The sequence below is a fragment of the Streptomyces sp. CMB-StM0423 genome, from assembly GCF_002847285.1.
Taxonomy (GTDB): Bacteria; Actinomycetota; Actinomycetes; order Streptomycetales; family Streptomycetaceae; genus Streptomyces.
Map to the genome: position 1 here is coordinate 6,167,875 of NZ_CP025407.1, position 21,539 is coordinate 6,189,413.

Below are 21,539 nucleotides of genomic sequence, written 5' to 3' on the forward strand. Positions count from 1 at the left end.
ACCGCGGGGGACTGCGTTATACATATATCCGGCGGCGAGAACGTGTTCTTGTTGCACGTTCCGGCCGCGCCCCGAGAGCGACCCCGGCGTGCCGACTGGTGCGGACGGCACGCCGGGGTCTTCCCGTGCTCTCGGCCGCAGTGTCCACGTACCACGCACCCCCGTCCCCACGGCTGCGCCGGGCCCGCGGCCCCTTTCGACTTCGACACCTCGGGCCGCGGGCGCGCCCGCGGTCGGCCAAGGAGCCAGCGCCACCATGCCCATCGACGCCGCCCGGGCCCTCGCCGGCGCACCCCGCGAGACCAGGATCGCCTGGACCCGCAAGGACGTTCTCCTCTACCACCTCGGCATCGGCGCGGGACGACCCGCCACCGACCCGGCCGAGCTGCGCTACGTCCTGGAGGACCGGCTGCGCGTGCTGCCCGGCTTCGTCACCGTCGCCGGCGACGGCGGCGTGGCCGGCGAGGGCGCGGGGCTCGACGCCCCCGGCATCGACGTCGACCTCACCGCCGTACTCCACGGTGCCCAGCGCATCGGACTGCACCGCCCGCTGCCGCCCGCAGGCGAGGCGACCCGCACCTCGCGCATCGCCGCCGTGTACGACAAGGGCAAGGCCGCCGTGCTGGTGCTGCGCACCGAGGCGGCCGACGCGGACGGCCCGCTGTGGACCTCCGACACCCAGCTCTACGTCCGCGGCGAAGGCGGCTTCGGCGGCGACCGCGGCCCGTCGCCGCGCCTGCCCGACCCCGAGGGCCCGCCGGCGCACGTCGTCGACCGCGGCATCCGCGAGGACCAGGCGCTGCTCTACCGCCTGTCCGGCGACTGGAACCCGCTGCACGCCGACCCGGAGTTCGCCGCCCTCGCCGGCTTCGACCGGCCGATCCTGCACGGGCTGTGCTCGTACGGCATGGCGCTGAAGGCGGCGGTGGACACGGTCCTGGCCGGCGACCCCGGGCGGGTGCGGTCATACGCGACGCGCTTCGCGGGGGTGGTGTACCCGGGGGAGACGCTGCGGATCCGGCTGTGGCCGGAGGGCGGCGGCCGGATCCGGCTGACCGCGAGCGCCGTGGAGCGGGACGAGTCCCCCGTACTCGCGGACGCACTCATCGAGCACGACTGACCGGCCCCCGCCCCGGCGGTGCGCCGCCGGGGCGGGGCAGGGACTTCAGAGCTTGGCGTGGCGGAGGGGGACGGGGCGGGTGGGGGTGTCCTCCTCGGGGGGCGGCTCGGCGGTCTCGTCCGGTACGGAGTCGGGGGGCGGGTCGCTCAAGGGCGGTGCGTTCAGCAACTCGGCCGCCGACGGGTCGGGGACCGCCAGACGGGCCAGCCCGCAGGGGTGGGCCGGGGTCGCGTACGGCAGCCGCAGCTCGCCCCACTGCGTCCACAGCCCGCTGCCGGTGATCCACCCCGGCAGCGGCGGCAGTTGGACCAGCCGCCGCGCCGCCGGCCGCCACACCCCGAGCCGGCAGCCGCCCGGTCCTTCCAGCCGCAGCGCCACCCCGCACTGCTCCGGCGTCAGCACCTGCCCCGGTTGCATCGCGAACGGCGTCACCGCCGTGTCCCGCGGGCACAGCGCGTCCGGGAACCGCACCGGGCGCCCGCTGCCCAGCACCCCCCACCCCAGCCGGTCGCGGCCGGGGGCGTCGGAGCACAGGAGCAGCAGCCCGCTGTCGGGGTCGGCGAGCAGCAGCCGGTCGTTGCTCTCCGCGGTGAGCTGCAGCAGCGGGCTGACCTCCACGCCGTCGTGCAGCCCGACGGTCACGGCCTTCGTCCGGCCGTCCAGTTCCTGGTCGACGGCCAGCGCCCGGCCCGTACGGTCCAGCCAGCCGCGGCCCGCGCACCGGCCCGGTAGTTCGCCGACCCGCTCCGGGTGCGCCGTGCCGGCGCCGGCGAACCCGCCCCCGTACACCCGCCACACGGCGGTGGTCTCGCCGCCGGGCTCCGGGGGCGCCAGCGCGTACACCTCGGCGCTCTCCGGTGCGGGCGGCACGAGCGCGAGCCGGGGCGCGGTCACCGAGCCGAGGGTCTGCTCGGTGGTGTCGGGCCCGGAGGGGTGCAGCAGGGAGAAGGTGTGGTCGGTGCCGCCGACGAGCCGGCGGATCAGCACGCGGCCGTCGGCCAGCGGCAGGACCGTGGTCCCCGGCTCCTCCGGCTGCGCGCACGGGAGGGGGACGGTGTACGCCTCGGGGCCGTGCAGGGTCCACCGTTCGGGGAACCAGTTGCCGTCGGCGTCGGTGGCGAGGCAGGCGCCGTACGTGCCGTCAGCGGTGAGGGTGAATCCGGCCCGGCCGACGGGACGGCCGGGGGCGGCGGCCGGGGAAGCGGCGGTGGGCGGGGCGGCGTGGCGTCCCGGGGGGCCCGGGGGCGTCGTCGCGGTGACCGCGACCATCGCGGCGGCGGCCTTTCCCGTCCCGCCCGGGGCGGCGACCCCGGCGTCCGCGGCGGGCCCCGTCCCGGGCCGGGGTGCCGGGCCCGCGGCTCCGGGTTCCCCCCCAACGGCGGACGCTGCCACAGGAGTTGGTGCTCCCGCAGGCGTCGGTGGTCCCGGGTCCGCCGGTGCCTCGGCGGCCGGCGCCCCCGTCTCCGTACCCGCGGGCGCCGCGTCCGGACCCGGTACCGCATCCGGCGCCCGCGCCGCGTCCGCCGCCGCATCCGCCGCCGCGGTCGCCGGGGCGGGCACGCCCGCCGTCCCCGTCGTCCCTGAAGGAATCGATTCTGCAATGGGCCTCATCCGGTTCCCTCACCTCCGCACGCGAAGGTAGTTTTCGCACGTCACGGCAATCGGCGCGGCGCCGGTCACTTCACACATAAGGGTGGCGGATCCGCCGTTCCGCTTCGCCGCGCCGCCCCCTGTGCTTGCCGGTGGGCGCCGCACTGGGGCCCGGCCGGCGGAGGTAGCCTTGCCCCGTGCCTGCACTTGCCGACGTCGTCGCCGCGCTCGAAGCCCTCTGGCCCGCCGGCCGCGCCGAGCCGTGGGACGCGGTCGGTACGGTGTGCGGCGACCCGGACGCCCGCGTGGAGCGCGTGCTGTTCGCCGTCGACCCGGTGCGCGAGGTCGTCGACGAGGCCGTCGAGTGGAGCGCCGACCTGCTCGTCACGCACCACCCCCTCTACCTGCGCGGTACGTCGACCGTCTCGGCCGGCACGTTCAAGGGCCGCGTCGTGCACACGCTCATCAAGAACGACGTCGCGCTGCACGTCGCCCACACCAACGCCGACCGCGCCGACCCCGGCGTCTCCGACGCCCTCGCCGGCGCCCTCGGCCTGCGCGTCACCGGGCCCCTCGTGCCCGACGCCGACGACCCCGCGGGCCGCCGCGGCCTCGGCCGCCTCGGCGAGCTGGACGCCCCGGTGCCGCTGCGGGAGTTCGCCGACCGCGCCGCCGCGGCCCTGCCCCGTACCGCCACCGGACTGCGCGTCGCCGGCGACCCGGACGGCGAGGTCCGTACGGCCGCCGTCTGCGGCGGCTCGGGTGACGGGCTCTTCGACGCGGTGCGTGCCGCGGGCGTCGACGTCTACGTCACCGCCGACCTGCGCCACCACCCGGTCTCCGAGGCGCAGCAGCACGCCGCGCTCGCCGCCGGCGGCCGCCCGTACCTGATCGACGCGGGCCACTGGGCCAGCGAGTGGCCCTGGTGCGAGCAGGCCGCCGCGCAGTTGGACGCGATCTCGGACCGGAACGCATGGGGTCTGCGTACGCGGGTGTCGCGTATCGTGACCGACCCCTGGACCACGCACGCGCCCGCACCGGCCGCATCGGCCGCCCCGTCCGCGGGCACCGCGGGATCCCCCGCGCCCCACGCCAGCCTTGCCCCTACGAGCCCGGAGCTGCCAGCTTGAACGCCGCGCCCGCCGACCAGATCCGCCTGCTGGACGTCCAGGCCCTCGACGTCCGCCTCACCCAGCTCCAGCACCGCCGCCGTACCCTCCCGGAACACGAGGAGGTCGCCGGCCTGGAGGCCGACCTCGCGCAGCACCGCGACCTCCTCGTCGCCGCGCAGACCGAGGAAAGCGACACCGAGCGGGAGCAGGCCAAGGCCGAGAAGGACGTCGACCAGGTGCGCCAGCGCGCCGCGCGCGACCAGCAGCGGCTGGACTCCGGCGCGGTGACCTCGCCCAAGGACCTGGAGAACCTGCAGCGCGAGATCGCCTCGCTGGCCCGCCGGCAGAGCGACCTGGAGGACGTCGTCCTGGAGGTCATGGAGCGCCGCGAGACCGTGCAGGAGCGGGTGGCGGAGCTGACCGGCCGGGTCGAGTCGGTTCACGCCAAGATCACGGACGCCACGGCGCGGCGCGAAGCGGCGCTCGGCGAGATCGACGCCGAGGCCGGCACGGTCACCAAGGAGCGCGCGGCCGCCGCCGGCGAGATCCCCGCGGACCTGCTGAAGCTGTACGACAAGCTGCGCGAGCAGCAGGGCGGCGTCGGCGCGGCCCGGCTGTACCAGCGGCGCTGCGAGGGCTGCCGGCTGGAGTTGAACATCACGGAGATCAACGAGGTACGGGCCGCGGCCCCCGACACCGTCGCACGGTGCGAGAACTGCCGCCGGATCCTGGTCCGTACACCCGAATCCGGCCTCTGATGCCCGGCCCGGCCCGGCGCGCGTTCACCGTCGAGGCGGACGGCGGCTCGCGGGGGAACCCGGGGCCCGCGGGGTACGGCGCCGTGGTGCGCGACGCGGACGGCGCGGTGCTGGCGGAGGACGCGGCGTACGTCGGGGTGGCGAGCAACAACGTCGCCGAGTACCGCGGGCTGATCGCCGGGCTGCGGGCGGTGCGCGGGCTCGACCCGGACGCGGAGGTCCGGGTGCGGATGGACTCCAAGCTCGTCGTCGAGCAGATGTCGGGGCGCTGGAAGATCAAGCACCCCGGGATGCGTGAACTGGCCGCCGAGGCGCGGGAGGTCTTCCCGCCGGGGCGGGTGTCGTACGAGTGGATTCCGCGGGAGAAGAACAAGTACGCCGACCGGCTCGCGAACGAGGCGATGGACGCGGGCAGGCGCGGCGAGCAGTGGCGCGCGGAGGCGTCGCGGGCGGAGCCGGCCGCGGGGACCGGCGGTGCCGGGACGCGGGAGGGCTCCGGCGCGCGGCGCGAGGGCGGCGTACGGGGCGAAGGTGCTGTCCGGGCCGAGGGCGGCGTACGGGCCGAGGGGACCGGCAAGTCCGCGACCCCGGCGGTGGGTTGGGGCACCGATCTCGGGGCACCCACCACGTTCCTCCTGCTCCGCCACGGCGAGACCGCCCTCACCCCCCAGAAACGGTTCTCCGGCACCGGCGGCAGCGACCCCGAACTCTCCGCCACCGGCCGCGGCCAGGCCGCGGCCGCCGCCGGGCTCCTCGCCGCCCGCGGCACCGTCCAGGCCGTGGTCAGCTCTCCGCTGCGCCGCTGCCGCGAGACCGCGGCGGCGGCGGCCGGGCGGCTCGGGCTGGACATCCGGGTCGAGGACGGGCTGCGGGAGACGGACTTCGGCGCCTGGGAGGGGCTGACGTTCGCGGAGGTGCGGGAGCGCCACCCCGAAGACCTCGCCGAGTGGCTGCGCTCCACGAAGGCCGCGCCGAGCGGCGGCGGGGAGTCCTTCGCCGAGGTCAGCCGCCGCGTCGCGGTCGCGCGCGACAAGCTCCTCGCGCGGTACGCGGGCCGCACGGTGCTGCTCGTGACGCACGTGACGCCGATCAAGACGCTGGTCCGGCTGGCGCTGGGGGCGCCCCCGGAGTCGCTGTACCGGATGGAGCTGTCGCCGGCGGGGGTGTCCGAGGTCGCGTACTACGCGGACGGGCACGCGAGCGTACGTCTGCTGAACGACACGTCGCACCTGCGCTGAGACATCCTTTTCGCTGATCCCACGGGCGGTGGTCACCGACCGTGCTCCGCGCTGCCCGCCTACTAGTACGGATGTACATGTCGAGGAGTTCGTCGCCTCCGCCCGCCGCGTCTCGGCCGGCGAGCCGCGCGAGCCCGAGGCCCTGGCCCGGCTCCTCTACGACTACTTCAGCGACACCGACCAGATGCGCGCCGTGCGGAACGGCGCCCCGAGGTTGACGATGAGCAACGCCGCCGGCATCGGCGGCAGCGTCAGCCGGGCGTACGGCGGCACACCCTCCAGGTGGTAAAGGTCATCGATCAGCCCGTCCAGCGGCGGTCGCGGCACTCTGGACACGTACTCCACGCCCACAGTATCGCCGACACCCCGCCTGGCATGGCGCGCCGGGATGGTCCGGCCGCGCTGCCACCGGTATCGAGCCGGCGCCGATCCCCGACGGGCACCCGGCGGATTCGGACCCCCACTGCACCCCGCTGTGTGAAGAGCTGCTCAACCCCTGCCGAGCGCCGCGGCCTCCGCTGCCAGCTTCTCCACCGTCGCCCAGTCCTTCGCCGCCAGGGCCGCCTTCGGCAGCATCCATGTGCCGCCCACGCAGCCGACGTTAGGCAGCGTCAGATACCGCGGCGCCGACTCCGCCGTGACGCCGCCCGTCGGGCAGAACCGGGCGCGGGGCAGCGGGGAGGCGAGGGACTTCAGGTACGCGATGCCGCCCGACGCCTCTGCCGGGAAGAACTTCATCTCCGTCACCCCCCGCTCCAGCAGGCCCATCGCCTCCGACACCGTCGACACCCCCGGCAGGTACGCCAGGCCCGACGCGGCCATCGCCGACAGCAGCCCGTCCGTCGAGCCGGGGCTGACGAGGAACCGGGCACCCGCGGCGGCGGAGGCGTCCACCGCCGCCGCGTCCAGTACCGTGCCGGCGCCGACCACCGCGTCCGGCACCTCGGCGGCGATGGCCCGGATCGCGTCGAGCGCCGCCGGCGTGCGCAGCGTCACCTCGACCGCGGGCAGCCCTCCGGCCACCAGCGCCCGCGCCAGCGGCACGGCGTCGGCGGCGTCGTCGAGGACGACGACCGGGATGACGGGCGCGAGGCCCAGCACGGAGGACGGGACGGACGCGGACGCGGAGGCGGAGTCAGTGGTCACGCCGTCATCGTGCCTCCGCGACCACGCAGGTGCAACGCTCGTTGCGTACCGTGCAACATGGGTGCTCTGCCCGGTGGTCGCCGCCCCTCTCTGTCAGAGGGCCGGCCTACCCTGGGTGGGAGTGCGGGAGAGGGCATGACGTCCTACAGCTCCGTCACCACCACGTCCAGCTCCCACGGCTGCCCCGCCCGCCGCGGCGGCTCACCCTCCACCCGGTACCCCAGCTCGCGCAGCGCCGTCAGCAGCGCCGCCGGGGTGCGGGGGTTCGCGCCCGAGGTCAGGAGGTCGCGGAGCAGCCGGCCCTTCGTCGCCTTGTTGAAGTGGCTGACCACCGACCGCTTCTCCACCCCGTCCACCACCGTCGCGTGCAGCACCCGCACCGCCGCCGTGCGCGCGGCCAGTTCGCCGCGGGGCCGCCAGGCCGTCGCGTACGCCGACGAGCGCAGGTCGAGGACGAGCCCGCGGCCCGCCGCCGCCGGCAGGGCGGCGTCCAGCGGCCCGCGCCAGTACGCGCCGAGCGCGCCCGCGGCCGGCAGCCGTACGCCCATGGAGCAGCGGTACGCCGGGATGCGGTCGCCGATCCGCACCGCGCCCCACAGGCCGGAGAAGACCAGCAGCGACGCCGACGCGCGCCGCTTCGCCGCGGCGTCGAGCGTGGCGAGGCCGAGCGCGTCGTAGAGCACGCCGGTGTAGATCTGCCCGGCGGGGCGGGTGGGCGCGGTCCGCAGCCGGGCGTTGCGCGCCACCTCGCCGCGCAGCCCTTCGGTGAGGCCCAGCACGTCGGCGGCCTTCTCCTCGTCGGCGGCGCAGAGTCCGACCAGCTCGTCGAGGACGGCCTCGCGGGCGGCGGTGAGGCCGGGCAGGGAGAGCGAGTCGAGCTTCAGCGGGGCTCCGCGCCTGCCCTCGGCCTTGCCCTCGGACGGTGGCAGCAGTACGAGCACGAATCCTCCCGCGGTGACGTTTCCGGTTCCCCCTCCGCCCTCCGGCAGCCTACCCGCGCGGCGCGGGCGGCCCGGACAAGGCGCCGTGCGCGGACCATTGACAAACCCGCGGGGTGCCTCAAAACTCTGACTGCCAATCAGCAAGACATCGACTCTGTTACGCAAACTTGCGTTGATTTCTTGCAAGAGAACGGCATGCGCACTCTGTCAGCCCCCCACAGAACAGAGGACACCATGAAGTGGAAGCACCTCAGACGGCGCGTGGCCGTCGGGATACCGGCGCTCGGCCTCGTCGCGATCGGGGTCCTGCCCCTCTCCGGCCAGGCCATGGCCGGCGTCGCCCCCGAGGGTGACGGCACCGCCGCCGCAGGCAGCGCCGCCCCCGGCAAAGCGGCCGCGGCCGGCGCGGAGCTGCCCTACGTCGAGTACGAGGCCGAGGCCGGCACGTACGACGGCACCCTGCTGGAGGCCGACGCGAAGCGCACCTTCGGGCACACGAACTTCGCGTCCGAGTCCTCGGGCCGCCGGTCGGTGCGGCTGGAGAACACCGGTCAGTACGTCGAGTTCACCTCGACCTCCCCGACCAACTCCATCGTCGTCCGCAACTCCATCCCCGACGCCCCGGGCGGCGGTGGCGCGGAGGCGACCATCGGCCTGTACGCCGACGGCGAGTTCGTGCAGAAGCTGGACCTGTCGTCCAAGCACAGTTGGCTGTACGGCAACACCGACGACCCCGAGGGCCTGACCAACAACCCGCAGACCGACGCCCGCCGGCTCTTCGACGAGTCCCACGCCCTGCTCGACGACAGCTACCCGGCCGGCACCACCTTCCGCCTCCAGCGCGACGCCGGTGACGACGCCGCGTTCTACGTCATCGACCTGATCGACCTGGAGCAGGTCGCGCCGCCGAAGGAAAAGCCGGCCGCGTGCACGTCGATCACCGAGTACGGCGCCGTGCCCGACGACGGCAACGACGACACCCAGGCGCTGCAGGCGGCCGTCACCGCCGACCAGAACGGCGAGATCGAGTGCGTCTGGATCCCGCCGGGCCAGTGGCGGCAGGAGCAGAAGATCCTGACCGACGACCCCGAGGGCGGCCAGTACAACCAGGTCGGCATCAGCAACGTCGACATCCGCGGCGCCGGCATGTGGCACTCGCAGTTCTCTACGCTGACCCCGCCGCACGAGGCCGGCGGCATCAACCACCCGCACGAGGGCAACTTCGGGTTCGACATCGACAAGAACACCAAGATCACCGACCTCGCCATCTTCGGCTCCGGCACCATCCGCGGCGGCGACGGCGGCCACGAGGGCGGCGTGGGCCTCAACGGCCGGTTCGGCGTCGGCACGGAGATCTCCAACGTGTGGATCGAGCATGCCAACGTCGGGGTCTGGGTCGGCCGCGACTACTCCAACAAGCCGGAGCTGTGGGGCCCCGCCGACGGGCTGAAGTTCAGCGGGATGCGGATACGCAACACGTACGCCGACGGCATCAACTTCACCAACGGCACCCGCAACTCCGAGGTCGTCAACTCGTCGTTCCGCACCACGGGTGACGACTCGCTCGCGGTCTGGGCCAGCAAGTACGTGAAGGACCAGGCCGTCGACATCGGCCACGACAACCACTTCCGCAACAACACCATCCAGTTGCCCTGGCGCGCGAACGGGGTCGCGATCTACGGCGGCTACGGCAACACCGTCGAGAACAACCTGATCACCGACACGGCGAACTACCCGGGCATCATGCTCGCCACCGACCACGACCCGGTGCCGTTCACCGGCGAGACGGTGATCTCGGGCAACTCGCTGTACCGCTGCGGCGGCGCGTTCTGGGGCGAGGCGCAGGAGTTCGGCGCGATCACGCTCTTCCCCGCGGGCCAGCCGATCCCGGGCGTGACGATCAAGGACACGGACATCCACGACTCGACGTACGACGGGATCCAGTTCAAGACGGGCGGCGGCGAGATGCCGAACGTGAACATCTCGAACGTGTCGATCGAGAAGTCCAACAACGGCGCCGGCATCCTCGCGATGGGCGGCGCCCGCGGCAGCGCGAACCTCACGAACGTCACCATCACCGGCTCTGCGGACGGCGACGTGGTCATCGAGCCGGGGTCGCAGTTCGTGATCAACGGCTGGCCGGGGGCGGAGAACGGCACACCGGCCCGTAGCGGAAAGGACTGAGGGCCGCCCGTCACGGGGAACGGCCGGCGGCCCGGAGCGGGAAGGGCCGACGGCCGGCAATACGGGGGCGGGGCCGGCCGGGACGGGAAGTCCCGGCCGGCCCCGCTGTCTGCTGTCCGTACAGCTACGGCAGTTGGTCGACGTGCGGCCCGACCTTGTCCGACCAGGCGTTGCCGTTGCTGGCGTCCCAGTTGGTGGACCAGGTCATCGCGCCGCGCAGCCCGGGGTACGTCTTCTCCGGCTTGAAGGAGCCGCAGCCGGTGCCCTGAGTCAGGCAGTCGAGCGCGTCGGTCACCACGCCCGGATCCACGTACCCGCCGCCCGCCGCCCGCGGCGAGGCGGGAAGGCCGAGGCCGACCTGCGAGGGGGCGAGGCCGTTCTCGAGCTGGATGCAGGCCAGGCCGGTGAGGAAGTCGACCGTGCCCTGGGAGTAGACCTTTCCGTCGCAGCCCAGCATGGAACCGCTGTTGTAGTACTGCATGTTGACGACGGTGAGGAAGTCCTTGATGTTCAGCGCCGTCTTGAAGTACTCGTTGTCCGGCGACTGCATGTCGATGGTCTGCGGCGCCATCGTCACCACCAGGCTGTCGCCGGCGCCCGCGTGGATCGCCTCCAGGGCCTGCGTCATGTACGTGGAGTTGAGCCCGTTCTCCAGGTCGATGTCGACGCCGTCGAAGCCGTACTCCTCCATGAGCCCGAGGATGCTCGTGGCGAACGCCCCGGCGGAAGCCGGGTCGTTGACCGAGACCGCGCCGCGCTCGCCGCCGACGGAGATCACGACCGACTTACCGCTCTTCTGCTTCGCGGCGATGTCCGCCTTGAAGGCGTCCTCGGTGTAGTCGAGCGCGGGATCGACGGTGAAGTCGACCTGGCCCGGCGAGCCGGTCGCGTCGGCGAAGGCGACGGCGATGATGTCGTACGCCTCGGGGACGTCGGCGAGGGTCTGCACGGTGGCGCCGTTGTCGAAGTTCTGCCAGTAGCCGGTGACGGCGTGCGCGGGCACCGCGGCGGCGCCGTGGGTGACCGGCTCGGGGTCGGCGGCGGCCTCGGTGACGACCGCGGCGGCGAGTGCGCCGGCGGTGAGCGACGCGGCGGCGAGGGTGCCGACGAGGCGTTTGCGTGTCTTCCGGAACTTGTGTGTACGTGCGCGTGCCACAACTGCCTCCGGGTGGGGGGTGGTTACGTGGGGGGAACGGCCGGGCGCGCGACCCACCCGGGAAGGGCGGGACCGGGCCGCGCACCCGGCCGGGATCAATCAGACCGGGCCGGTCCGGCCTGGCCGGATCAGCAGCTCAGGTTGTCGCCGGGGGTCGTGCCGAGGATCTGCACGAACTGCGTGTACTTGTCGATCCGGCTCTGCACCTGCCCGGGGTTGCCGCCGTTGCACTCCAGCGACCCGTTGATGGCCCGGATGGTCTCGCCGAACCCGTGCCCGCCGACGATCGCGTCGTGCGCGGGCATCGACCCGGGCCCGGACTGCGTCATCCAGTACCAGATGCCGGTCTTCCACGCGACGGCGGCGTTCCGCTCCACCTGCCAGGGGTCGTTCAGCAGGTCGATGCCGAGGGCGTCGCCGGCGGCCTTGTAGTTGAAGTTCCAACTGAGCTGGATGGGCCCGCGCCCGTAGTACGCGGCCTGCCCGGCGGGACACCCGTAGGGCTGCGACGCGTCGCAGTAGTGCGGGTAGTTGTCCTGGTTCTGCTCGACGACGTGCACGAGCCCGCCGGTCTCGTGGCTGACGTTCGCAAGGAAGGCGGCGGCCTCCCGCTTCTTGGTGGTCTCGTCGCCGGTGTTGGCGAACGCGGGGTACGCGCTGAGCGCGTCGGTCAGCCCCTGGTACGTATAGAAGGCGTTCCGCCCCGGGAACATCTGCTCGAACTGCGCCTCGCTGACAATGAACTCCGCAGCCACCGCCTTGTCCGCGCCTCCGTTGCCTGCCGCGCCGCCTTCGCCGGCCGACGCGGTCACGGGCACCACGACGGCGAGCGCCGCGGCCAGCGTCCCGATCGCGAGCAGGGCTTTGACCTTCGTTCCGAGTTTCCTCAGCACCTCATCACTCTCCTGGTGGGGGGTCACCGGCGCGAACGCCGGCGTTGGAGCTTGACGGGGCGCAGTCAATCACCTTGGTCTACACCAAGACAAGGTGTAGACCAATGGCTTCTGTCCGGGTCGACTTGTCACTATTCACCGCCGACGACCGCTCGTGCCTCCGCGGGCGCCACCGTGATCGACCAGATCCCTCCCCGGGGGATGCGGTGGTCCGAATCGGGCTGCGGATCGGTGGGGACGTACACCGCGACCCGCCCGCTCGGTGAGGTGAGCCGGCTGAATTCCTTGTCGGAATAGCTCGCCACCTCGGTGAGTTGGAGTCCCGCCGCCTTGAGGGAAGCGGTCGGCTCGCCGATGGGCGCGCTGCTGCGGAAGTCGCCGTACGCGTCCCGCAGGCACGCCGGTTCCTTGCCGGGCGTGAGGCTGTGTGCCGGATGGACCGGTAGCATCTCTCTGCGTGCTGGCCGGCCAACGACATCAACGCATCCTGCGGGTGCTGGAGTCCGGCGGGTACGCCACCCTGGCTGACCTCTCGGGGCAACTGGCGCGAGCGTAGCGACCGTCCGCCGCGATCTCGTCAAGCTGGAGAAGGACGGTCTGCTCACCCGTGTCTACGGGGGTGCGGTCCTCGGGGAGCGGCGTCCGGCTTTCGCTGAGTCATCCGTACCTGGTTTCAGCCGGGCCCGTGGCGATCGAGTGCGGTACGAACCCGGTTGAGACCTTCCGCCCGCCAGTGGGCCCGGTCGGGCATGTGGTCGGCTTGGCGCCATCGCCAGGCTGAGAACATCGCCCAGCCCAGGGCGCGGCACTGGTGGATCAGGGCGGGATCGGCTCCCGCGTAGTGCATTCCCACGGCTTCCGGCGCGTGGGCAAGGTCGAACTCGACCGGTCCGCGGCAGCACGTGGCGAGGTCGACGAAAAGCGGGCCCCTCTTCGTGTTGAGGAGGTTGCCCGGGTGCGGCTCGCCGTGCAGGAGCCGGTCGCCGGAACTCTCGGCGCTGATCGCGGCGCTCAGGCTACTGAGTGTGCGGCTGAGAAACTCCCGGTCGGCATCGGGCAGTTCGGGGGAGCGCTCCTGGTCGTTCACCTCTCGCAGCGCCCCGGCGACTCGATCGGTGACATGCGGTGCGTCCAGATCGATCTGGCGCAGGGCGACATGGTGTCGCATGAGCGCGTCTGCGTAATCGGCCGGTGCGATCTCTGCTTCCACCGGTTCGTAGTAGCTCCAGAGCGAGACCGCGAAGTCGCCATGCACATACACCCGCGGGTCGACCCGAGGCTCGACTTCCGCCACCGGAGCGTCGACGTCCGCGAGACGGCAGGCGACCTCTACTTCGAACCGGGAATCAGCCAGGTGCTCCGAGGGCGCGACCCGGGCCAGCACATCGCACGGGGCCAGGCGCAGCACCACGCGGTCCGAGTTGTTGATGACGACGGCATCGTCAGCGTGAAGACCCAGCGCCACGGCGGTCGCCCGTCCTGCCTCGATCGCGCGACGCAATTCCCACGACTCCATACCGCCCCCCAGCTCCAGTCCCGTGACGGGCCCGGGCCGAGAGTAGTCGAGCACGTCGGCACTCATCACCGGAGTTTCCGACGGCGAGGGCGGCCACCGGGACCCAAGGCCGAAAGTCCCCAGATTGTCCCCCCGGGGCCTTTTGATCTTTGTTTTCGGAGAGTGATCGCAGGTCGGCGGTACAGGAGGCGGACGAGTCGGCCTGTACGCCGGGGACAGTCACACCTTCCACACCGTCGACATCTCCGTGGCCGTGGCCACTGACTCAGGGCCAGAAGCCCGGAACATCGAACCGCCGGGCGAACAACCGCAAGGCCGCGTCGTGCTTGCTCCCGGCGCCTCGCCTCGTAGGTCGATCCAGTCGAGGGGCACTTTGGACCGCCTTGCCGCATCACCCTGTCGAGAGCATCTCCTGGAGGATGCGCTGCAGCTCGGTGCGGTCCTGCGGGGTGATCCTCGCCAGCCTCCGGTCGTACTCCGCCGCCAGAGCTGCGAGTGCTCGGTCTCGCGCCCTTGTGCCCGCGGAGGTCGGTACGAGACGGTGACGCCGCAGGTCCGCGTCGTCGATCTCGCGCCGGATGAACCCCTTGGCGACGAGGTTGCGGACATAGACAGTCACGCTCGCCTTGGGCAGCAGCAGTGCCGCCGCGATCTCTGCCGGGTACGGTGACGCGGCCACCTCCGCCAGGACGAAGAACTCCTTCGTCTCCAGCCCGAGATCGGCCAGCTCCTCCGTGCAGGCATCCATCACGGCACTCAGCAGCCGCTGATTCAGCGTCCACAGCTTCGCACCGTCGACCGCCATGCGGCTCCCTCCATGAGTGGTACCGTTCTGTATTAGTTCCAAGTCGTATCAGTGTAGTTTTTGTACTGGTGCAACCGTGGAACAATGATCTCACGAAGGGCGCTCACCATGCTTCAGCACCTCACGATCCCCCGTGGACCGATCGAGCTCGCGGCCGGCCTTCACCTGCCCGACAGCGCCGTGTCCCCGCGCGCCGTGGTGGTCTCCACGCCCGGCAGCAGCGTGAAGGAGCAGATCGGTGCGAACTACGCGTCCCGCCTCGCCGCCCGCGGCATCGCGGCTCTTGTCTTCGATCCCGCTCACCAGGGGCAGAGCGGAGGCGAGCCCCGCGACCTCGAAGACCCCTACCGCCGCGGTGAGGACATCTCCTACGCCATCGACGCGCTCACCACGATCCCCGGTGTCGACCCACAGCGCATCGGCGTCCTCGGCATCTGCGCCGGCGGCGGCTACGCCGTGCACACCGCCCGCACGGACCACCGCATCAAAGCGGTCGGCACGGTGGTCCCCGGCAACATGGGCACGTCGTTCCGCAGCTTCCAGTCCCACGGCCCGGCCGCCGCACTCGACGCCCTCGCCGACGCGCGCATCGAAGAGGCCCGCTCCGGCGAGACGGCCCGGGTGAACTGGCTGCCCGACACTCTGGAGGACGCCGCGGCATCCGGCCTGACCGACATCGACACCACCCAGGCCATCACCTACTACCGCACCGAGCGGGGCGGTAACGAGCACTCCACGAACCGCCGCCTGTCGCGCGGCGACTCCCTCCTGCTGGGCTACGACGCGTTCCACCTGGTCGACCAGCTCATGACCCAGCCACTGCAGGTCATCCTCGCCGGACGCGTCGGCAACACCGGCTCCTACGAGGCGGGGATGCAGTTGTGGAAGACGGCCCCCAATCCGGTCGACCTCATGGTGATCGAGGGTGCCGGCCACTACGAGATGTACGACGAGCCCGCTTACGTCGACGCTGCCGTCGAACGGCTCACCGACTTCTACGTCAACCACCTGTAGGCGTCCAAACCGGCGAAGCCGTGTGGCCACGGTCCCGGCGGGCGACCCCGGCGACCGGCGTTCGCGGCTGTGGGGAGTCGTCGACCGGAGCTCTCTCACGGCCGTTGACCGCTTCTCCTGAGCCGGCAGGGGAAGCGGTCACTTCGCGGACACGCCCTCGGTGCCTGCGACGTATCAGTTGCCGGCCCGGACCGCCGCCCCCCTGCTTCAGGAGGGACTTCCGGGTCCCCCGTGATCGCGCGCCTCGGTGATGCAGTCGTGCAGCCGCCTGCGCACGTCCCGCAGGTCCGTCATCTGCCGGTCGAGGCGGTCGCGTTCGCCCGTGAGCAACTCCAGCAGTTCCGGTGACGCCCCACCGGAGTCGGCGAACGGCAGCACCTCGCGAATGGTTCTGCTGGGCAACCCCATGGCGTAGAACTGCTGGATCAGCCTGACCCGTTCGACGGCACCGGCCGGATACCGGCGCTGGCCACCTGGGCTCCGGGAGGAGTGGAGCAGGTCCTGCTGCTCGTAGTAGCGCAGCGCCCTGACGCTTACGCCCGCCTTCGCGGCGACCTCTCCGATCCGCATCCCGACCTCCCGACCCGGCTCCACGTCCCGCTTGCACCTGACATCGGAGTCAGGTTCTAGCGTAGCCCGCAGCGGTACGAACCAGCCCATCCGAGCTCCGGAGCACGCCTGTGACCAGCACGCCTCCGACCCGCGTCGCCAGACCTCAGGGAGAATCAGCGATGTCCATCAGGAACACGGTCGTGATCGACGAGCGCGCGGCGTGTGCGGCATGACCCGCAGTGGCAAAACCGTCGTCGTCCTGGGTGCCACGGGGCAGCAGGGAGGATCGGTCGCCGCGGCGCTGCGGGCCGGCGGCTGGGGGGTGCGCGCGGTCGTGAGGGACCCGTCCGGCGACCGGGCCCGGTCCCTCTCCGCCGCCGGCGTGGAAACCGTACGCGGTGACCTCGGCGATCCGGAGTCGCTCCGTGCCGCCTTCTCCGGCGCCCACGGCGTCTTCAGCGTCCAGCCGAACTCCGGCCAGGCCGGCGCCGACGTGACCAACGAGGACGAGGTCCGCTTCGGCGCGACGGTGGCCGAGACCGCCGAGCGCTGCGGCGTTGCCCACCTCGTCTACAGTTCGGCGCTCACCGCGGGTTCGGCCACGGGCGTGGACCATCTCGACACCAAGAGCCGCATCGAGGCCCATGTCCGGAATCTGAACACCGCCAGCACCATCATTCGGCCGGCCACGTTCATGGAACTCCTGGTGACCCCCGACACGGGCCTCGACCGGGGACACCTGTCCTTCCTGATGCGTCCGGACCACGCCATGCAGTTCATCGCCGTACGCGACATCGGCCGCGTCGTCGCCGAGGTCTTCGGCGCACCCGATCGCTACGCCGGTCGCACCATGGAGATCGCCGGTGACGCTCTCACCGGCAATGCCCTGGCCGAGGATCTCACCCGGGCCGCCGGCCAGACGATCAGCTACGCACGCCTGCCGGCGACGCTACTGGCCCAGGACGAGGTCCTCGGCAAACTGGCGGCACTCGTAGACGACGGCAGGCTGGCCGGAAACGCGAACCTCGACGCGCTGCGCGCGGAGTTCCCCTTCCTGCTGCGCTTCGACCGCTGGCTCGCAGGCCCCGGCGCGGGCCTCCTCGACGAGGCTCTCCGTGCCACGGACACCGGGATCGCTCCACGCTGAACGAGGCCCCGTGTGCAATCCGGTCGGACCCGGGCGGCCGACCCACCAGTACATCGGCGGACGCTTCGCCCACCTCGCCTTCGGTGACGGCGGGGCGTTCAGAGGCGAGGGGTCGGCTCCGAGGACCGCCGCCCCCTCGCCGGCCGGTCCGGGGCGTTCTGCTACCCGACCAGTCGGCGCCGGGTGTCCTCCGACTGTAGGGCCGGGCTTACTTGCCGGCGATGCTCCACGTACCGTCGCCGTCCTCGGCGGTGCTGCCGAGGGCGGTCCACTCGGCGTCGTCGAGGCCGAGTGCCGCGCGAAGGTAGGCGGAGACCGCGTCGGCGAGGAGGGCGACGCGGGCGGGGTCCTCGTCGGTGGTCTCGGCGACCCTTTCGCCGGCGATGCCGCCCATGGTGTGCTCGGCCTCGGCGACGGTGAGCAGGCTCTTGGGGGCCGGGCTGAGGTGGTAGGCGTCGGTGAACCACTCCGGCCCCCGGGTGGAGAGCTGCGACTGGTCCTTTCCGCCCGCGACGACCAGGGCCGGGGTGGCCATGGTGGAGAAGTCCGGCTTCATGAACGGGAGGTTCTCGGCGGCGAACGGGGTGAGGGTGTCGCCGGTTCCGGTCGCGGCGATCAGCGCGCCGGCCGACACCGCGGAGTGGGAGAAGTCCTCGCCGGGAACGCCGTCGGCGTCGAGTACGCGGGCACCGAGGATGGCGCCCGCGGTCTGGGCGCCCCAGGAGTGGCCGACCACGGCGATGCGCTCACGGTCGACGCGGGTCTCCAGGCCGGCCTGGGCCAGGATGTTCCCAAGGTCGTCGAGGATCGCGTGGAGATCGGCTATCCGCACGCGCCAGATGGTGCCGAAGCGCGGGTCGTCCCAGCCGATGGCGTTGCGGCGGGAGTCCAGGTGGGTGGGCTGCACCACGACGAATCCGGCGGCGGCCCACCGGTCGACGAGGGGCCCGTACCCGTCCAGGGACCACGCGTTGCCGTGGGAGAAGACGATCACGGGCAGGTTCTGCCCCGACCGGGGGGCGGTGACCTTCACCTGCAGGTCGATGCCGCGGCCAAGTGCGGGAACGGGGATGGGCTTGACCGAGACGATCTGGTGGCCGAGAGGGCGGGAAGACATGGGAGACCTGTGCTTTCTCTGCGGAGCGGCTCTGCCATACTTTGACGGAGCGACGTTCCGCCAATTTAGCGGAACATTGTTCCGCGAGCAAAGGGAGCCATCCGTGCCGGAGTCGGTCGGGATCCGCCAAGCACAGGCACGGCGCACCCGCGGCGGCGTGCTGGAGGCTGCCGCGGCGGTCTTCGTCGAGCAGGGCGTCCAGGCGCCCGTCCGCGACATCGCCGAACGCGCCGGTGTCGGTGTCGGCACGGTCTACCGGAACTTCCCGAGCCGCGCGGACCTCGTCACCGCCGTCTATCGGCACCAGATCGACGCCTGCGCCGCTCTCGCGCCCCGGCTCCTTGAGGAATCCGCCTCGCCGTTCACCGCGCTGACCCTGTGGACGGACGCCTTCGTGGAGTTCCTCGTGACCAAGCACGGCCTCGGGGCGGCGCTGGGGTCCGGAGACCCGGGGCTGGAGAACCTCCACGCCCTCATGCTCGACACCCTGGTCCCGGCCTGCGCGACGCTGCTGGACGCCTGCGCCGACGGCGGCGGACTTCGCCCCGGTGTCACCGCCTACACGCTCATGCGCGCCGTCGGAAACCTCTGCATCACCGGCCCCGACTACGATCAGGCCGACGCCAAGCGCATGGTCGACCTGCTCCTCACCGGATGCCGCCACACGGCATGACGGCGGGCTCGGCGCCCGTGCCGCGACCTGCCACCAGGCCCCGGCCGCCCGGGCCAGGTCCCTCAGCCGGGCGCCGACCGGGCTGTAAACGCCGTAAACGTAGCGGGTATGAGGCGTTGAAGGGGGACTTCACCACGAGGTCCGTGGCTGCGGCAATAGTTCGGAGGTCGGGTTCGCGCACGCTGCCCCGCTCGTTCCACCTCTGCCCCGACACCAAGATCGCGTTACACATCCATTACACCAACGCGCGGGAACTCCCGGGAAACCGCAGGTGGAGACGGGACGCATCGTGGCGTGGAAAACGGCCCTGACCCAGGTAAACACCCAGGTCAGGGCCGTGAGGGCGGACGAGTCGGCCTGTACGCCGGGTTCTGTCTCCCGGGGGCCTTGCGGCCGCCGGGGAGGCGGTCATCCATCTAGGGCCGGTGTTGCCACCGGCCTCGTGCGGTCTACCCGCGGACTCGGGCGGGCCGCCCTCGGTCGTCCGCGCAGGGTCGCTTCCGCGGCCCCTCTTGACCTTGCTCCGGGTGGGGTTTACCTAGCCGCCCGGGTCACCCCGGGCGCTGGTGGTCTCTTACACCGCCGTTTCACCCTTACCGGGAGCTGTACGCCCCCGGCGGTCTGTTTTCTGTGGCACTGTCCCGCGGGTCACCCCGGGTGGGCGTTACCCACCACCCTGCCCTGTGGAGCCCGGACGTTCCTCGGCGATCCCTGGGTGGGACCGACGCGACCGCCCGGCCGGCTCGTCCGCCGTAAGGCCCATGTTAGTCGCAGCTACGGTCTCCTCGCCGCCGCCCGGGTCCGCGCCCGGGGCAGAGCGTCCGCCCCCGCCCGCCGCGGTGGCCAGGAAGGAACCCGCCAGGATCAGGACGAAGGCCGCGGCGATGGAGCCCGTCAGCGGTTCGTCCAGGAACGCGACGCCCGCCGCGACCGCCACCGCCGGGTTGACGTACGTGAAGACCACCGCGCGCGTCGGGCCCACCTCGCGGATCAGCTCCAGGAAGACCACGAACGCCAGCGCCGTGCACAGCACCCCCAGGCCCACGAGCGACGCCAGCACCTTGCCCGACGGCGTCGTGTCCGGCCAGGTGGCGATGCCCGCGGGGGCGTAGACGATCGCGGCCAGCAGCAGGCAGGGCGCGATGAGCTGCAGCGTCGGTACGTCCTTCAGCCGGCGGGCGATGATCAGCGGGGCGGTGGCGTAGCCGAGGGCGGTGAGCATGACCTCCGTGATCGCCCACGCCGAGCCGCCGCTCAACTCCGGCGCCGCCAGCACCGCGACGCCCGCCAGGCCGAGACCGAGGCCCAGCCAGCGGCGGCGGCCCAGGCGCTCCTCGTCGCCGAGGAGCCGGGCCAGGATCACGCCGATCGTCGGCACCGCGGCGATCAGCAGGCCGGCCATGGCGCTGGACAGTTGGCGTTCGGCGTCGGTCAGGGTCCACCACGGGCCGATGATCTCGATGCAGGCGAACGCCAGCATCGGCGCCCAGTGCGTCCGTACGGTACGGACCAGCCCCCCGCCGCGCAGCGCGAGCGGCAGCAGGACGAGCGCGCCCAGCGCGCACCGTACGAAGACGACCCCCGACGGCGACACCGCGTCCACCGCCACCTTGATCATCAGATACGGGACTCCCCAGATCACGCCCATGAGGAGGAACAGGGCCCAGCCGCGTGCAGTCATGCCGTCCAGCCTCCGGGGCGGAAGCACCGCTGTCTTGAATGCCGTTGCGGGACGGCCCTACGTCCGTACGCTCCTGCTGTACGCCGCCGGCGTCGCCCCCAGCACCCGCCGGAACCACCGCGTCAGATGCGCCTGGTCCGCGAACCCCACCAGACCCGCCACCTCCGCCGGCCGGTGCCCCGCCTCCAGAAGGCCGCGCGCCCGCTCCACCCGGTACTGCGCCAGCCAGGCGTACGGGGGCATGCCCATGGTGTCCCGGAACGCCCGCAGCACCTGGTACCGGGACAGCCCCAGGTCGCAGCCGATCGCCGCCAGCGACGGCGGGTCCGTCAGCTCGTCCGCCAGCCGGTCCCGTACCGCACGGGCCACGCCGCTCCCCAGCGGCGCCGTGGCCGCCGGGCGGGCGCGGCCGTGCCGGCGGGCCAGCGCCGCGAGCAGCCACGGCAGCCGCGACTCCGCCTCCAGCGGCTCCGCGCCGCGGTCGACCGCGACGTGCGCGGCGCGCAGCGCGGCGGCCAGGGCCGGGTCGTCGATCACCGGCTCGGCGAAGTGCGCCTCGGTGCACGCGCCGTCGGTCAGCAGCGCCATGGAGGGGTAGAACGCGCGGTACGCGTACCCCTCGTCGTCCGCCGGGCCGCCGGTGTGGGCCTCGCCCGGGCCGAGGACGACGATGCTGCCGGGCCTGGCCCTGATCCGCTCGCCGCGGTAGTCGATGACCTCGGCGCCGTCCGTGCACACCCCGACGGCGAACTCGTGGTGGGCGTGCGGCGCGTACCGGTGGGCGGTGAAGCACGCCGTCATCAGGTACAGGGACTGGCCCGCGCCGAGCGGCGTCCGCGTCCAGCGCGCGTACTCCTCGGCGCTCCGCCCGCCCCCCTCGCCCCTCATGCGTCGCA

The 21,539-nt window shown here is 72.5% G+C and carries 20 protein-coding genes, 1 other RNA gene and 2 pseudogenes; 9 read left to right on the forward strand and 14 right to left on the reverse strand.

Annotation, left to right across the window (positions count from 1 at the left end):
- The first annotated feature begins 256 nt into the window (after window positions 1-256).
- The gene (locus CXR04_RS26805) at window positions 257-1,120 is read left to right on the forward strand and encodes a MaoC/PaaZ C-terminal domain-containing protein (protein WP_101424809.1); all 864 of its coding nucleotides are present in this window, start codon (window positions 257-259) and stop codon (window positions 1,118-1,120) included.
- Between the two features lie 45 nt (window positions 1,121-1,165).
- Here CXR04_RS26805 and CXR04_RS26810 read toward each other — a convergent pair whose 3' ends face one another.
- The gene (locus CXR04_RS26810; protein WP_234380521.1) at window positions 1,166-2,389 is read right to left on the reverse strand and encodes a hypothetical protein; all 1,224 of its coding nucleotides are present in this window, start codon (window positions 2,387-2,389) and stop codon (window positions 1,166-1,168) included.
- A gap of 518 nt (window positions 2,390-2,907) precedes the next feature.
- On the opposite strand from CXR04_RS26810, the gene CXR04_RS26815 reads away from it, so the two are divergent.
- The 3 genes from CXR04_RS26815 to CXR04_RS26825 are packed head-to-tail and all read left to right on the forward strand — an operon-like array spanning window position 2,908 to window position 5,818.
- On the forward strand, window positions 2,908-3,840 hold the full coding sequence (locus CXR04_RS26815; RefSeq protein WP_101424810.1) for a Nif3-like dinuclear metal center hexameric protein: 933 nt from the start codon (window positions 2,908-2,910) through the stop codon (window positions 3,838-3,840).
- Window positions 3,837-4,580, forward strand: a complete 744-nt coding sequence (locus CXR04_RS26820) for a zinc ribbon domain-containing protein (protein WP_101424811.1) — start codon at window positions 3,837-3,839, stop codon at window positions 4,578-4,580. The genes CXR04_RS26815 and CXR04_RS26820 overlap by 4 nt, the downstream gene beginning before the upstream one ends.
- Entirely contained in the window at window positions 4,580-5,818 is a 1,239-nt protein-coding gene (locus CXR04_RS26825) for a bifunctional RNase H/acid phosphatase (protein WP_101424812.1), read from the forward strand. Before CXR04_RS26820 ends, CXR04_RS26825 begins: the two co-directional genes overlap by 1 nt.
- Before the next feature lie 162 nt (window positions 5,819-5,980).
- Here CXR04_RS26825 and CXR04_RS26835 read toward each other — a convergent pair whose 3' ends face one another.
- The 3 genes from CXR04_RS26835 to yaaA all read right to left on the reverse strand — a co-directional run bounded on the left by CXR04_RS26835 (window position 5,981) and on the right by yaaA (window position 7,905).
- A complete protein-coding gene (locus CXR04_RS26835; RefSeq protein ID WP_199850535.1) occupies window positions 5,981-6,163 on the reverse strand; it encodes a hypothetical protein in 183 nt (60 codons plus the stop codon).
- 144 nt (window positions 6,164-6,307) lie between these two features.
- Window positions 6,308-6,964, reverse strand: a complete 657-nt coding sequence (eda, locus tag CXR04_RS26840) for a bifunctional 4-hydroxy-2-oxoglutarate aldolase/2-dehydro-3-deoxy-phosphogluconate aldolase (protein ID WP_101424813.1) — start codon at window positions 6,962-6,964, stop codon at window positions 6,308-6,310.
- A 143-nt stretch (window positions 6,965-7,107) separates the two neighbouring features.
- Window positions 7,108-7,905: a peroxide stress protein YaaA gene (gene yaaA / locus CXR04_RS26845; RefSeq protein WP_101424814.1), complete on the reverse strand. Its 798-nt coding sequence runs from the start codon at window positions 7,903-7,905 to the stop codon at window positions 7,108-7,110.
- A gap of 234 nt (window positions 7,906-8,139) precedes the next feature.
- Between yaaA and CXR04_RS26850 the strand changes: the two genes are divergently transcribed.
- Window positions 8,140-10,089 carry a right-handed parallel beta-helix repeat-containing protein gene (locus tag CXR04_RS26850; RefSeq protein WP_101424815.1) on the forward strand — a complete coding sequence of 650 codons (1,950 nt, stop codon included), beginning with the start codon at window positions 8,140-8,142 and terminating at the stop codon, window positions 10,087-10,089.
- Window positions 10,090-10,213: 124 nt separating this feature from the next.
- Here CXR04_RS26850 and CXR04_RS26855 read toward each other — a convergent pair whose 3' ends face one another.
- The 3 genes from CXR04_RS26855 to CXR04_RS26865 all read right to left on the reverse strand — a co-directional run bounded on the left by CXR04_RS26855 (window position 10,214) and on the right by CXR04_RS26865 (window position 12,587).
- Window positions 10,214-11,245 (reverse strand): chitinase, encoded by a 1,032-nt coding sequence (locus tag CXR04_RS26855; protein WP_101424816.1) that lies wholly within the window; start codon window positions 11,243-11,245, stop codon window positions 10,214-10,216.
- 128 nt (window positions 11,246-11,373) lie between these two features.
- Window positions 11,374-12,138 (reverse strand): chitinase, encoded by a 765-nt coding sequence (locus tag CXR04_RS26860; RefSeq protein WP_101424817.1) that lies wholly within the window; start codon window positions 12,136-12,138, stop codon window positions 11,374-11,376.
- A 131-nt stretch (window positions 12,139-12,269) separates the two neighbouring features.
- On the reverse strand, window positions 12,270-12,587 hold the full coding sequence (locus CXR04_RS26865; RefSeq protein WP_101424818.1) for a hypothetical protein: 318 nt from the start codon (window positions 12,585-12,587) through the stop codon (window positions 12,270-12,272).
- 8 nt (window positions 12,588-12,595) lie between these two features.
- On the opposite strand from CXR04_RS26865, the pseudogene CXR04_RS26870 reads away from it, so the two are divergent.
- Window positions 12,596-12,795, forward strand: a pseudogene (locus CXR04_RS26870) (DeoR family transcriptional regulator); the annotation flags it as partial.
- Between the two features lie 16 nt (window positions 12,796-12,811).
- Here the strand turns inward: CXR04_RS26870 and CXR04_RS26875 are convergent.
- Together CXR04_RS26875 and CXR04_RS26880 are read right to left on the reverse strand one after the other, a co-directional pair.
- Window positions 12,812-13,654, reverse strand: coding sequence for a phosphotransferase (locus CXR04_RS26875; RefSeq protein WP_101426628.1), 843 nt, complete (start codon window positions 13,652-13,654; stop codon window positions 12,812-12,814).
- Window positions 13,655-14,045: 391 nt separating this feature from the next.
- Window positions 14,046-14,459 (reverse strand): MarR family winged helix-turn-helix transcriptional regulator, encoded by a 414-nt coding sequence (locus CXR04_RS26880; RefSeq protein WP_101424819.1) that lies wholly within the window; start codon window positions 14,457-14,459, stop codon window positions 14,046-14,048.
- Between the two features lie 108 nt (window positions 14,460-14,567).
- Between CXR04_RS26880 and CXR04_RS26885 the strand changes: the two genes are divergently transcribed.
- Complete coding sequence (locus tag CXR04_RS26885) at window positions 14,568-15,473, forward strand: alpha/beta hydrolase (RefSeq protein ID WP_101424820.1); 906 nt, start codon at window positions 14,568-14,570, stop codon at window positions 15,471-15,473.
- Window positions 15,474-15,680: 207 nt separating this feature from the next.
- On the opposite strand, the gene CXR04_RS26890 is transcribed toward CXR04_RS26885, so the two are convergent.
- Window positions 15,681-16,043 (reverse strand): MerR family transcriptional regulator, encoded by a 363-nt coding sequence (locus CXR04_RS26890; RefSeq protein WP_101426629.1) that lies wholly within the window; start codon window positions 16,041-16,043, stop codon window positions 15,681-15,683.
- Between the two features lie 211 nt (window positions 16,044-16,254).
- Here CXR04_RS26890 and CXR04_RS26895 point away from each other — a divergent pair, with 211 nt between their 5' ends.
- Window positions 16,255-17,172: an NmrA/HSCARG family protein gene (locus CXR04_RS26895; protein WP_101426630.1), complete on the forward strand. Its 918-nt coding sequence runs from the start codon at window positions 16,255-16,257 to the stop codon at window positions 17,170-17,172.
- A gap of 208 nt (window positions 17,173-17,380) precedes the next feature.
- Here the strand turns inward: CXR04_RS26895 and CXR04_RS26900 are convergent, their stop codons facing one another.
- Window positions 17,381-18,289 (reverse strand): alpha/beta hydrolase family protein, encoded by a 909-nt coding sequence (locus CXR04_RS26900; protein WP_101424821.1) that lies wholly within the window; start codon window positions 18,287-18,289, stop codon window positions 17,381-17,383.
- A 103-nt stretch (window positions 18,290-18,392) separates the two neighbouring features.
- On the opposite strand from CXR04_RS26900, the gene CXR04_RS26905 reads away from it, so the two are divergent.
- Window positions 18,393-18,962: a TetR/AcrR family transcriptional regulator gene (locus CXR04_RS26905; RefSeq protein WP_101424822.1), complete on the forward strand. Its 570-nt coding sequence runs from the start codon at window positions 18,393-18,395 to the stop codon at window positions 18,960-18,962.
- A gap of 344 nt (window positions 18,963-19,306) precedes the next feature.
- Here the strand turns inward: CXR04_RS26905 and rnpB are convergent.
- From rnpB to CXR04_RS26920, 3 genes and pseudogenes are all read right to left on the reverse strand, one after another.
- Window positions 19,307-19,708: RNase P RNA component class A (rnpB, locus tag CXR04_RS26910), an RNA gene on the reverse strand.
- A gap of 155 nt (window positions 19,709-19,863) precedes the next feature.
- A pseudogene (locus CXR04_RS26915) lies at window positions 19,864-20,643 on the reverse strand (DMT family transporter); the annotation flags it as partial.
- A gap of 57 nt (window positions 20,644-20,700) precedes the next feature.
- Window positions 20,701-21,531: a helix-turn-helix domain-containing protein gene (locus tag CXR04_RS26920; RefSeq protein WP_101426631.1), complete on the reverse strand. Its 831-nt coding sequence runs from the start codon at window positions 21,529-21,531 to the stop codon at window positions 20,701-20,703.
- Window positions 21,532-21,539: the final 8 nt, after the last annotated feature.